General features: G+C 70.4%; 8 protein-coding genes. 5 read left to right on the forward strand and 3 right to left on the reverse strand.

Annotation, left to right across the window (positions count from 1 at the left end):
- Positions 1-178 precede the first annotated feature (178 nt).
- Complete coding sequence (locus H4687_RS31645) at positions 179-2,587, reverse strand: ATP-binding cassette domain-containing protein (RefSeq protein WP_046914858.1); 2,409 nt, start codon at positions 2,585-2,587, stop codon at positions 179-181.
- 360 nt (positions 2,588-2,947) lie between these two features.
- On the opposite strand from H4687_RS31645, the gene ku reads away from it, so the two are divergent.
- Positions 2,948-4,033 carry a non-homologous end joining protein Ku gene (gene ku / locus H4687_RS31650; protein WP_451682042.1) on the forward strand — a complete coding sequence of 362 codons (1,086 nt, stop codon included), beginning with the start codon at positions 2,948-2,950 and terminating at the stop codon, positions 4,031-4,033.
- A gap of 269 nt (positions 4,034-4,302) precedes the next feature.
- On the opposite strand, the gene H4687_RS31655 is transcribed toward ku, so the two are convergent.
- Positions 4,303-5,478, reverse strand: a complete 1,176-nt coding sequence (locus H4687_RS31655; protein WP_050399635.1) for a lysylphosphatidylglycerol synthase transmembrane domain-containing protein — start codon at positions 5,476-5,478, stop codon at positions 4,303-4,305.
- Between the two features lie 445 nt (positions 5,479-5,923).
- Between H4687_RS31655 and H4687_RS31660 the strand changes: the two genes are divergently transcribed.
- The 4 genes from H4687_RS31660 (at position 5,924) to H4687_RS31675 (ending at position 10,853) form a co-directional block, all read left to right on the forward strand.
- Positions 5,924-8,839 (forward strand): SpoIIE family protein phosphatase, encoded by a 2,916-nt coding sequence (locus tag H4687_RS31660; protein ID WP_323131874.1) that lies wholly within the window; start codon positions 5,924-5,926, stop codon positions 8,837-8,839.
- A gap of 231 nt (positions 8,840-9,070) precedes the next feature.
- Positions 9,071-9,325, forward strand: a complete 255-nt coding sequence (locus H4687_RS31665) for a hypothetical protein (protein ID WP_159026070.1) — start codon at positions 9,071-9,073, stop codon at positions 9,323-9,325.
- A 417-nt stretch (positions 9,326-9,742) separates the two neighbouring features.
- Complete coding sequence (locus H4687_RS31670) at positions 9,743-10,222, forward strand: hypothetical protein (RefSeq protein WP_159026071.1); 480 nt, start codon at positions 9,743-9,745, stop codon at positions 10,220-10,222.
- Positions 10,215-10,853, forward strand: a complete 639-nt coding sequence (locus tag H4687_RS31675; protein WP_046913262.1) for a hypothetical protein — start codon at positions 10,215-10,217, stop codon at positions 10,851-10,853. Before H4687_RS31670 ends, H4687_RS31675 begins: the two co-directional genes overlap by 8 nt.
- A gap of 501 nt (positions 10,854-11,354) precedes the next feature.
- Here H4687_RS31675 and H4687_RS31680 read toward each other — a convergent pair.
- Positions 11,355-12,476, reverse strand: coding sequence for a M23 family metallopeptidase (locus H4687_RS31680; RefSeq protein WP_225966892.1), 1,122 nt, complete (start codon positions 12,474-12,476; stop codon positions 11,355-11,357).
- Positions 12,477-12,622: the final 146 nt, after the last annotated feature.

The following is a 12,622-nucleotide window of genomic DNA, read 5'->3' on the forward strand; positions in this document are numbered from 1 at the left end:
GTGGGGCGCCCGTACGCGATGGTGTCCGCCCCGTCGGCGTACGCGAGCGCCCGCATGCCCCCGCATGCCCCCGCGCACGTCTGGCAACGGCGGACGCCGCCCGCGCGACCCGGCACCGGGCGCCCGCCCGCGTGCGCGGCCGGGCGACCCGTACGCAGGCAGCCCCGCGTCCGCGCGCTCACGCCCCCACGTACGCCGCCAGGTGTTCGCCGGTGACGGTCGAACGGGCCGCGACGAGGTCCGCCGGCGTGCCCTCGAAGACGACGCGGCCGCCGTCGTGGCCGGCGCCCGGGCCGAGGTCGACGATCCAGTCGGCGTGGGCCATGACCGCCTGGTGGTGCTCGATGACGATCACCGACTTGCCCGCGTCGACCAGCCGGTCGAGCAGCCCCAGCAGTTGCTCCACGTCGGCGAGGTGCAGACCCGTGGTCGGCTCGTCGAGAACGTAGACCCCGCCCTTCTCGCCCATGTGCGTGGCCAGCTTCAGCCGCTGCCGCTCGCCGCCGGAGAGCGTGGTGAGCGGCTGGCCGAGGGTGAGATAGCCGAGCCCCACGTCCGCCATCCGCTCGATGATCCGGTGGGCCGCCGGCGTACGCGCCTCCCCGGCGCCGAAGAACTCCTCCGCCTCGGCCACCGACATCGCGAGCACCTCGCTGATGTCCCGCCCGCCGAAGCGGTACTCCAGCACCGACGCCTCGAACCGCTTGCCCTCGCACTCCTCGCACGTGGTGGCGACGCTCTGCATGATCGCCAGGTCGGTGTAGATGACGCCGGCGCCGTTGCAGGTCGGACAGGCCCCCTCGGAGTTGGCGCTGAACAGCGCCGGCTTCACCCCGTTGGCCTTGGCGAAGGCCCTGCGGATCGGGTCGGCCAGCCCGGTGTACGTCGCCGGGTTGCTGCGCCGGGACCCGCGGATCGCGGTCTGGTCGATCGAGACCACACCCTCGGCCCCTGCCTGGCGGGCCATCGAGCCGTGCACGAGCGAACTCTTGCCGGAGCCGGCCACCCCGGTGATGACGGTGAGCACGCCGAGCGGGATGTCGACGTCGACGTCCTGGAGGTTGTTCGCGTTCGCCCCCCGGATCTCCAGCGCACCGGTGGGCTCGCGCACCGACTCCTTCAGGGCGGCCCGGTCCCCGAGATGACGGCCGGTGACGGTGTCGCTCGCCCGCAGCCCCTCCAGCGTCCCCTCGAAGCAGACGGTGCCGCCCGCCGTACCGGCACCGGGGCCGAGGTCCACCACATGGTCGGCGATCGCGATCGTCTCCGGCTTGTGCTCCACGACGAGCACGGTGTTGCCCTTGTCGCGCAGCCGCAGCAGCAGGTTGTTCATCCGCTCGATGTCATGCGGGTGCAGCCCGATGGTCGGCTCGTCGAAGACGTACGTGACATCGGTGAGCGAGGAGCCGAGGTGACGGATCATCTTGGTCCGCTGCGCCTCGCCGCCGGAGAGCGTGCCCGAGGCCCGGTCGAGGGAGAGATAGCCGAGGCCGATCTCCACGAACGAGTCGAGGGTGTAGTGGAGCTTCGCGAGCAGCGGCGCCACCGACGCGTCCTCGATCCCGCGGGCCCATTCCGCCAGGTCCCGGATCTCCATCGCGCAGGCGTCGGCGATGCTGACCTTGCCGATCCGTGAGGAGCGGGCCAGCTCGCTGAGCCGGGTGCCGTCGCAGTCGGGGCACTCGGTGAAGGTGACCGCCCGGTCCACGAAGGCCCGGATGTGCGGCTGCATCGACTCGCGGTCCTTGGCGAGGAAGGACTTCTGCAGCTTCGGGATCAGCCCCTCGTACGTGAGGTTGACGCCGTTGATCTTCACCTTGGTCGGCTCGCGGTACAGGAAGTCGTGCCGCTCCTTCTTGGTGTACTGGCGGATCGGCTTCTCCTTGTCGAAGAAGCCCGACTCCGCGATGACCCGCACCACCCAGCCGTCCCCGGTGTACGTGGGGATGGTGAACGGGTCCTCGGAGAGCGACTTGGAGTCGTCGAACAGCTGGGTGAGGTCGATGTCGGAGACCTTGCCCCGGCCCTCGCAGTGCGTGCACATTCCGCCGGTGCGGCTGAAGCTGACCTTCTCCGTCTTGGTCTTGTCGGCACCGCGGTCGACCGTGAGCCCGCCGGTCGCCGAGACCGAGGCGACGTTGAAGGAGAACGCGCCGGGCGGCCCGATGTGCGGCTTGCCCAGCCGGCTGAACAGGATGCGCAGCATCGCGTTGGCGTCGGTGGCGGTGCCCACGGTGGAGCGCGGGTCGGACCCCATCCGCTGCTGGTCGACGGTGATCGCGGTGGTCAGCCCGTCGAGCACGTCCACCTCGGGCCGCGCCAGGTTCGCCATGAAGCCCTGCAGGAAGGCGCTGTACGTCTCGTTGATCAGCCGCTGCGACTCCGCGGCGATCGTGTCGAACACCAGCGAGCTCTTCCCCGAGCCGGAGACCCCCGTGAACACCGTCAGCCGGCGCTTCGGGATCTCGATGCTGACGTCCTTGAGATTGTTCTCCCGCGCCCCGTGCACCCGGATCAGATCATGGCTGTCGGCGGCGTGCGGCCCGGGAGACTGCGCCTGCGTCCCCGCCCTCGTGGCCTTGGTCATCGTTCCTCCATCTGTCGTGCGGAGCCGCGCCCGCGGCCCCGCCGGCGTCGCCCGACCGGGTCCGATCCGCTGGGAAGGGTATGTGCGGTGGTGTGGGTTCCGGATGTATTTCCGCGGGGTCATGACGAAGCGGGCGCTCACCCCGCCGGGGGGTCACAGCTCACGCCGCCGGGTGTCATCGGGCCAGGGCCCACGCTAGGCGCGCCCCACCCACCCGCGCTTCTCGAATCCTGACCGACCCGCCGACCGGCGCGCACGGGCTCACCGACAAGGCTTCCGGCAGCCGACGCGCAGCCCACATCGGTCCGCGTTACGGTGTGGACAAACCGGAAGCAGGGACCCGAAAGGTGCGTGCTGCCCGTGCGATCGATCTGGAACGGCGCCATCTCCTTCGGCCTGGTCAGCATCCCCATCAAGCTGGTGAACGCGACCGAGAGCCACTCCGTCTCCTTCCGCCAGGTCCACCTGGAGGACGGCGGCCGCATCCGTTACCGCAAGGTCTGCGAGCTGGAGGACCGTGAGGTGACGCAGGGGGAGATCGGCAAGGCGTACGAGGACGCGGACGGCACGATGATCCCGATCACGGACGAGGACCTCGCGTCGCTGCCCATCCCGACGGCCAAGACCATCGAGATCGAGGGCTTCGTCCCGGCCGAGAGCGTCGACCCGCTCCAGGTGGACGCCGCGTACTACCTCGCGGCGAACGGTGTTCCCGCCGCCAAGCCGTACACCCTTCTGCGCGAGGCGCTCAAGCGCAGCGGAAAGGTCGCCATCTGCAAGTACGCGCTGCGCGGGCGCGAGCGGCTGGGCATGCTGCGGGTCGTGGACGACGTCCTCGCCATGCACGGGCTGCTCTGGCCCGACGAGATCCGTACGACGGACGGGGTGGCCCCCGACGCGAGTGTCACCGTGCGCGACAAGGAACTCGACCTCGCGGACGCCCTCATGGACACCCTCGGCGAGGTCGACTTCGAGTCCCTGCACGACGACTACCGCGAGGCCGTCGAGGAACTCATCGCCGCGAAGGCCTCCGGCGAGGAACCGCCCACCGCTCCCGCCCCGGCCCCGGGCGGCAAGGTCCTCGACCTCATGGCCGCGCTGGAGAAGAGCGTCCGCGAGGCCAAGGAGTCCCGGGGCGAGGACGTCGCCGACATCACCCACCTCGCGTCCCGCCCCACCCCGAAGCAGCCCCCGGGCAAGAAGTCCACCACGACGACCCGCAAGACGGCCGCCTCGCCGAAGAAGTCCGCGACCGGGTCCGCCGAGCCCGCGAAGAAGACGGCCGCGAAGAAATCGACGGCCAAGAAGACGACGACGGCGGCGACCAGAACGGCGGCGACGAAGTCCACCTCGGCGAAGTCCACCCCGGCCAAGGCCACGACGGCGAAGAGCACCGCGAAGAAGACCCCGGCGAAGAAGACGACGCCCCGCAAACGCTCCGCCTGACGGGCGCCGTCCAGCCTGACCGGCCCGCACACAGTTCGAGCACGGGCACGACTCCCCGAGCCGGACGCCCGAGGTGTGTGCGTCTGGGGTGCGCCCCTGCTTTTAAGGGGCGCGGGGAACCGCGCGACAAGCCCCCACCGGAGCGGCGGCCGGGGACCGACGGCCCGGACCCGCGGCCGGGACCAGCCGCCGAGAGCCGTGCAGCCGGGATCCGGGGGCGGCCCGGGGGCCGACGGGGGCGCCCCTAGGGGCACGCCGGAGGCCCCCGCTCAGAGCACCTTCGCGCGCACCAGTGCCGACAGGACGAGCGTGCCCGGGAGGAGGGGGATCCAGACGGTGAGGACCCGGTAGCCGATGACCGTGGTGGTGGCGAGGCTCGCCGGCGCCCCGAAGGCGACGAGGGCGAAGACGAGCGCCGCGTCCATGGGACCGAGGCCGCCCGGCGCGGGCACCGCCCCGGCGGCGGTGCTGGCGACGAGGTACGCGAAGAGCATCTGCGTCCAGGACACCGGCAGCCCCAGCGAGGTGCCGACCGAGGCGACCACGGCCCCCTGGCACAGAGGGAAGGCGGCGGCCCCGCCCCACAGGGAGAGCGCGCGGACGGGACGGCTGTGCACCCGCCGTGTGTCGGTGAGGGCGGACCGCAATCCGCCGATGAGGGGGCGCCGCAACGGCCGTACGGTCGTGATCAGTGTGACCACGGCGGCGAGGCTGACGCCGGTGATCGCACCGGCCAGGGCGAGGGTCTCGCCCTCGGGGAGGAGTTCGGTCAGGCGGAGCGTGCCCGGGAACGCGACGACGAAGGCGACGATCACCAGTGTCTTGGCCACCGGCTTGACCGCCGAGTACAGGGCGAGCGAGGAGGTCGCCCGGGACAGGGGGATGCCCCGGCGTCGCAGGAAGCGCAGAACGACCGCGTGGGCGCCGATGTTGCCCGGCAGGGCGTGTCCGGCGGCACCGGCGGCGAACTGCGTCGCCAGCAACTGCCCCGGTGGCAGCCGCTCCGGCACGGCCCCCTGGCGTACGCAGGCGGAGGCCACCGAGCACAGGGCCGTGAAGAACGCGCCGGCCAGCAGCCACCAGGGGTTGGCCGAGGCCAGTCGGACGGCCCCGTCGTGGACCGTCCGCCAGTCGAAGGCCGCCCAGCCCGCGAGCAGCACGAGCGGCAGCAGCGTCAGCGCGAACCGCAGCCGCCGGGCGTTGACGGCCGACCGGGCGGGGAGCAGCGCCCGCAGCCTGGGGGGCAGGAACCCCCCGGGACCGGCGGCGCAGACAGGCTCCGCGAGCGGCTCGGGCTCGGTGTCAGGGCCGCCGGCCGTGGGGCGGGCCGGGACGTGGGTGAGGTCCGGGGGCCGGGCCGGGCTCGGTATCAGGGGGAGGGGGTCGGTGACCGGGGACGGGGTGGGCCGCGAGGGGGGCGGCGCGTCGAGCGGGAGCGGGAACAAAGGGCACGTCGTCCTTCCGCGTCGCGTCGGTACGGCGGGGGACCGCTCCGACGGAGGCAGGGCAAGTCAAGAACGAAGGGAACCCCAGGACCGTTCCCACCCCAAATGACTCCCCGGTATGCACCACCCGAACTCCTGCCACCGCCAGAACGACGACACCGCTTCCCAGCAGCGACTCTGCCGTCGGCGCCGACCCGGACCCCACCGCCCCTCGTGAGACACAAGTCACTTCCCTGCCACCCCCGGCGCCCGTTCTCCATCAAGATCACACGTCGCCCTCACTGTTTGCCCCCCGACCCGCTCACTCCCGCACGCCCCTGCGCACGCCCCTGCCTCACTGTTGTGATGCGCGTCACCCCGGGTCTACGGTTGTAGCGCCTGGCAGGAGACCCCAGGAGTGCGTCCGGGTGGCGGTGCGCGGCGGGGCCGTCCACAGGCGAGGGAAGTGATCCCGTTGTCCGTCTCCTGGGACGACATCGGCGGTCTCGTCGATGCCCACGAGCGCTTTCTGGCCGGCGCGCGGGTCGACTCGGATGTCCGGCACCCGGTGCTCGACTCCTGGAAGCGCTGCCGTTCCGCCGGGCTGGAACCCCACCGGCTGGTGAGCCCCTACGCCCCCGACCTGGCCCTGGAGGAACCCTTCCTGCGCGCCGCCGACCCCGTGCTCGCACGGCTCACCGCCTCCCTCGCGAACGTGAGCATGAGCATCGTGCTCTGCGACGGACAGGCCCGCATGGTGCAGCGGCACGGCGGCGACCGGCACCTCCTCACCCGCCTCGACGAGGTCAACTTCGCCCCCGGCTTCTGCGCCTCCGAGGCCGCCGCGGGCACCAACGGCGTCGGCACCGCCCTCGCCGAGCGCCGACCCGTCCACGTCCTCGGCCGCGAACACTTCGCCGACTGTCTCTCCCCGTTCGCCTGCGCCGGCGCCCCCGTCCGCAACCCGCTCAGCGGCCGCGTCGAGGCCGTACTCGACCTGACCTGCCTGCGCGACGACGCCGACCCCGCGATGCTGCGGTTGGTCCGCGATGCCGCCCACGACATCGAGGCGGGTCTCCTGGAACAGGCCACGGAACGGGAACGGGCCCTCCTCGCCGCGTACCGCCGAGCCCCCGCCCTCACCGCCGACACCTGGCCCCGACAGCCCGGACGGCAACCGGTACGGCAGTCCGAACGACAGTCCGAGCGGCAGGCCTGGGCGCGGGGCGACGACGGCCGGTACGGCGCCGACCTCGGCCGCGTCGACCTGGCCGTCCTCCGCGAGAAGGCCGAGGAACTCATCGCCTCGCCCCACCGCACCCTCGACGAGGTCACCCTCTCCGCCGGCCGCGTCGCCACCCTGCTCCGCCGCGCGATCATGGGCGAGTCCGGCGAGACCGGGGTGGTCATCGAGGCCCGTCTCCTCGGCGGCCCCCGTCTCCACCACACCCGGCCGACGGCCCAGCCCACGCCCCGAACCACGCGGCAGCCGACGACCGCACCCCCTCCGCCCGGCACCCCGTCGCGACCCGCACCACCCCCGACCGTCGTCCTCCGCACGGTGGTGCCCGCGTCCCCGCCCCAGCCGAGAGGCAAGGGGCCGCTCGAAACGGACGAGCCGCCCGACTCGGCCGCCGACACGTGGCTGCTCCTCGTCGGCGAACCCGGCGTCGGCCGGCTCGCCGTGCTCGCCCGCCGTCGACTGGAACTGCTGCACGACGCCGGAACCCGCATCGGCACCACCCTGGACGTCACCCGCACCGCCGAGGAACTGACGGACATGGCCGTCCCCCGCTTCGCCGACTTCGCGGCCGTGGATCTTCCGGTCCCCGTCCTCCTCGGCGAGGAACCGGAACCCCTCGGCCCCGGCACGGCACTGAGCCGCGTCGCACTGGGCGCCGTACACGAGCAGTCGCATCTCTACGAGGTGGGGGACCCGGTGCGCTACGTCCCCTCCACCCCGCAGGCGCGCAGCTGGGAGAGCGGACGTCCGGTACTCGAACCGGTGCTGGCGGAAGCCGGCGGCTGGCTCGCGCAGGACCCGGCCCGGCTGCGACGCGCCCTCGCCGCAGGCATCCACTCCCTGATCACCGTGCCGCTGCGGGCACGCGGCGCGACCCTCGGCGTCGTCAGCTTCTACCGAGCCGAACGCCCCGAACCGTTCGAGGACGACGACCTCGCCCTCGCTCAGGAACTGGTCGGCCGCGCGGCGATCTGCATCGACAACGCCCGCCGCTACACCCGTGAGCACAACACCGCCCTCGCGCTGCAGCGCAGCCTGCTGCCGCGCGGCCGGTCCGAACAGGGCGCGGTCGAAGTCGCCTACCGCTACCTCCCCGCTCAGGCGGGCGTCGGCGGCGACTGGTTCGACGTCATCCCGCTCTCCGGCGCCCGTGTCGCACTGGTCGTCGGCGACGTGGTCGGCCACGGCCTGCACGCCGCCGCGACCATGGGACGGCTGCGCACCGCCGTGCACAACTTCTGCGCCCTCGACCTGCCCCCGGACGAACTGCTCACCCAGCTCGACGACCTCGTCGGCCGCCTCGACCGGGGCGAGGGCTGGGCGGTGGAGAACACCCACCGGGACTCCGGCATCGTCGGCGCGACCTGTCTGTACGCCGTCTACGACCCGGTGTCCCGGCGCTGCGTCCTCACCCGCGCCGGACACCCGCTGCCGGCGGTCGTCGCCCCCGACGGAACGGTGGACTACGTCGACCTGCCCTCGGGACCCCCGCTGGGCCTCGGCGGCATGCCCTTCGAGACCGCCGAACTCGAACTGGCCGAGGGCAGCCGACTGGTCCTCTACACCGACGGCCTCGTCGAGGACCGGCACCGCGACATCGACATCGGCCTCGACAAGCTCCGTACCGTCCTGGCCCGCACCGACCGCGCCCCCGAGGCCACCTGCGAGGCGATCCTCGCCGCCCTGCTCCCGGCCCGGCCGGCCGACGACGTGGCACTCCTCGTGGCCCGTACCCACGTCCTGGGCCCGGACCGGGTCGCCCAGTGGGACCTGCCCGGCGACCCGGCCGTCGTCTCCCTCGCCCGGCGCGCCGTCACCGGCCAACTGGCCGACTGGGGCCTGGACGACCTGGCCGTCACCACGGAACTGGTGGCCAGCGAACTGGTCACCAACGCCATCCGCCACGCCACCGGCCCCGTCCGGCTCCGCCTCCTGCGCGACCGCGCCCTGATCTGCGAGGTCCACGACGGCAGCAACACCTCACCCCACATGCGCCGCGCCCACACCGAGGACGAGGACGGCCGCGGCCTCTACCTGGTGGCCCGCCTCACCGAACGCTGGGGCACCCGCTACACCCCCCACGGCAAAACGATCTGGACAGAACAGCCGCTGCCCCGGCCCACCCCGCCGAGGCCATGATCCGCATGGCGAACGAAACAGCGACGCTAGGGGTGCTGCCTCACCCGGTCGACGACCGCCCCGTCGGACGACGAGCCCCGCTGAGGGCGGGCTCTCCCTTACACGCTCCACGGCATGCTCGGTGCTCTGTGGGCCCGGTTCACCACCTACCTGCGCCAACAGCTCGCGGCGGGACGCAGCCCCTGGGGAAGCACCGGCCGTTTCAGGAGCTCACCGAGCATGAAGTAGGCGTTGAACCATGCGTCTGTGGTGAAGTCGCTGATCGACCTGCTCGACGGCCCGGCGCCGGCGATGTACGGAACGAGTTTCTCCGGGCCGGTGGGCGGCTTCTTCAGCTTTCTCCACTCCCGAGGCGGCCACACGCTCTCGCCCTTCTTCAAGGGCGCCTCCCGGATCACCCGGCCGAGTTCCATGGTCAAGGAGCTGCCGAAGGTGACCAAGGAAGTAGAACCGCCGAGTCGTGGTGAACCCGCGGCAGGCTGCTGAACTCCCACCGTCGGCAAGCGTTGGACCGGAACGGGTGAGGTGCACGACAACCGAGGGCTCAAGAACCGGCCCACGAACGAGACCCGCATCGTCCGTCAGACACTCCTGTTGACCGTCGCTGACCGGTGCATCTGGCACGGCAGGCACGAACCTCAGCCAACGACAGCCAGCGCCACGACAGCGGGTGCGCTGGCGGACCAATCGCGAGTAAGCCTCGCTGCACCCCCACAGGTCTCAGCCACGCTACCTGTTGCGTTGTCGACCGTTTGCCGTACCTGTGCGCCAGTGCCGTAGCCATGAGTTCCTCGCAGGGCATCCGACCTGAGCGGCCCCGCTCGCGTGGGCGACCCTAGACATCGCCCAGAACTCCTGCATCGGGGTCTGGGCGACGACGATCAGCATAGCTACTATGAGCATGTGAACAGTTACGAGGCGCTACTGTGGGCGCTGGGTGGGGCTGTATTGGTCGAAGCGCAATCCGCCTTTACTGTCTATCTGCGAGGAGATGACTATCTCCCTGCACTCCGCACGCGTGCAACGGGCTTGGCGTTCTTCTCGCTGGCCATCTTGCTTCGCCTGGGCGTGGGTGTTGGACTTGGATTCGCCTTGTGGGCCTCCGAGCAGATTCAGGGTGCATTCGCTCTTTTGGTCACGGGGGCTACAGGGCCGCTGATTATCGAACAGTGGGCGCGAGCGGGATTCTCTGCCGTGAATGACGGACATGGCGAGGTTTCAGTAAGGGGCGTCACTGTCACTGGTCGGTCAAACAGTATCGACCAGGTCATTTCAAATAGTGCATTTATTCATAGTAGTCAGATCGAGCGCCGCCCACCACCTGCAATTTCCCGTGACGGCGAGGTGGATGCCTCAGGGCGATCGGGGATCGACAGTGACTGACTGGGCTTTCTCGGCGCTACTTGGTGCACTCGTGGGAATCGTTGAGCTGCTTAGCCGCTACAAGGATGACCCAGCCCGACTTCTGGCGATCTTCAGCGCCTACATCTATGCCGCACTCAACGCGCTCGCCAGCGTGGCGTCCTTCTATGCCATTCGAGCGCTGAACTGGGACTTTGGGGCGACTGAGCCTGGCACTGCAGAGATGTTGCAGGTGTTGGTTTCCGGGATAGCAGGGATGGCGGTGTTGCGAAGCTCGGTATTCAATCTAAGGATTGGAAACAGCTTCGTCCCGATTGGCCCGAGTGTGATGCTCATCACGCTTCTCGCTGTTGCCGATAACGGCGTCGGCAGAGCCCGCGTTCAGCGGCGCGCACCCATCGCACAAGAAATCATGCAGGGAATTTCTTTCAGCGACAGCGCTAACGCTCTGGTCTCATACTGTGTCAGATTGATGCAGAACCTGACGCCGGAAGACGAGGCCGATATCAGGAAAGGTGTTGAAGCAATCGCAAAAGAGACTGTCGATGATAGCGACAAGGCGGTCATGTTGGGGCTTTTCCTCCTTGATTATCTTGGCCCAGACGCCCTTAAAGCCGCAGTGAAGCTTGTAAGGAGCAGAGAAATCGCGTGAAGACCTTTCGAGCATGACCGCACCGAGGGGCGACCTAGGCCTCCAGAGTGGCTCGCTATCGGCCCCGATATCCAAGGGGGCGCGGTCTGCAAGGCGACTGTCGTCAAACGGTGCCGTTAAAACAGTCCGGACCATGATCGGTCCGGACCGCTTGGTTGGTGCCCCCGGCAGGATTCGAACCTGTGACACCTGCTTTAGGAGTTCGATCCAGGGCCGATCGTACTTCGGCCAGCACCAAGGGCGTCGGTCGTCGCTGGTGGCTCAAGTCTGCCGATGTCCGCTGTCGTTGATGTCAGGTGTGGCTGTCAGCCGTCCATCAGGTCCGGGTAGGGACAGAGTTCCAAGGGGGCGGTCGGACGGTCGGCCCACTTCCACCAGACGTGTTGGTGAGGAACTGACCGCGTCCCGGACAATGGGACAGGGAGGGCGGCAGCGCCTGATCACACCCTCGACCGACTGGTGCTTCACGCTGCGCCCGGCCGTCGGCCCGCCGGCGTCCGGTCAGAACTCCAGCACCTCGCGGTCGAGCGGATACCGCGCACGGTGACGGCCGTCGTGCGGCGAGGGCGTGATCGGCAGGACACCGGTCTGCTGCAGGCCCAGGTTGTCGTCCCAGATCCGGGGTTCGACGTGTCCGACGACGTGGAAGTGCCGGAAGGTGAACGGCGGGCTGTCGGTCGGGAAGGACTCGGCTGTGGTCATCACCTGGAAGTGCAGGTGCGGCGTGGCGGAGTTGCCGCTGTTGCCGATCAGCCCGAGGACCTGGCCGGGTTCGACCCGGTCCCCCTCCCGGACCCTGAGCGAGCCGGGTGTCAGGTGGGCGTAGAGCAGGTAGCGGCCCGGCGCGACTTCCACGGTGACGTGGTTGCCGACGGTGTCCTCGATCGGCGGGGTGGGCGGTGTGACGGGTGGCGTTTGGTCCGGGAGTCCGTCCTGGACCTCCACCACTCTGCCGCCGGCCGAGGCCACGACCGGCTGACGGTAGCTCAGGTAGCTGGTGAGCCGTGCGGGGTCGCCCTCCCAGGTCTGCCCCTGCTCGCCGACCCGGTACCAGTCGATCGCGAAGCGCTGCGGCACATAGAAGCGGCCGTTGATCGGGGCGAGGCCGCGCCGGTGGTGGGTGTTGCCGCAGCACGACTCGCTGGAGTACCAGGTGCCGGGACGGACCGGCGGGCTCAGGTTCACCGGCGGAGTGCGGGCGATCCGGGTGGCCTGCACCGTCTCCTCGAAGGCGGCGGAGGGGCCGGAGGGGGGCAGGACGGCACCCGAGAGCTGGTGTTCGAGGACCTTGGGCACCCGCTGACCACGGTCGAGGATCAGGTCGAGCCAGATGATCCACTGCTGGGAGCCCTGAATGACGGTCGGCGTCGGTCCCGGAGGCGCCGGGGTGTCCCCGTCTGCACCCGTCAGCGGATCACCCACCGGATTGGCGGCATCGGCCAGCGCCTGCCCGCTCAGCGAGCCGACGACCTGGTGCGTGCGGGCGTCGCGGACGTCGACACGGTCGAGCCGCAACGGCGTGCTGCTGGGCAGGGAACTCGTGGTGAGCAGTTCGTACGAGATGTGCGTCTTGCCGTCCGTGGCGACGAACGGCGTCGGTTTGGTCAGCACAGCTGCCGTCAACGGCGTGAACTCTGCGCCGGGCGCCGGAGTGGCCGCGCCGGTTGCGTGTCCTTGTCCCGCTGAGGTCACCAGCATGCTGGCCGCGAGCACGGCAGCGGCGAGCCCGCGAAGTAGCGGGCGGCGGCCAGTGCGGTTGCGAGGGTCGC

This window comes from Streptomyces stelliscabiei (assembly GCF_014873495.1).
GTDB classification, from domain to species: Bacteria; Actinomycetota; Actinomycetes; order Streptomycetales; family Streptomycetaceae; genus Streptomyces; species Streptomyces bottropensis.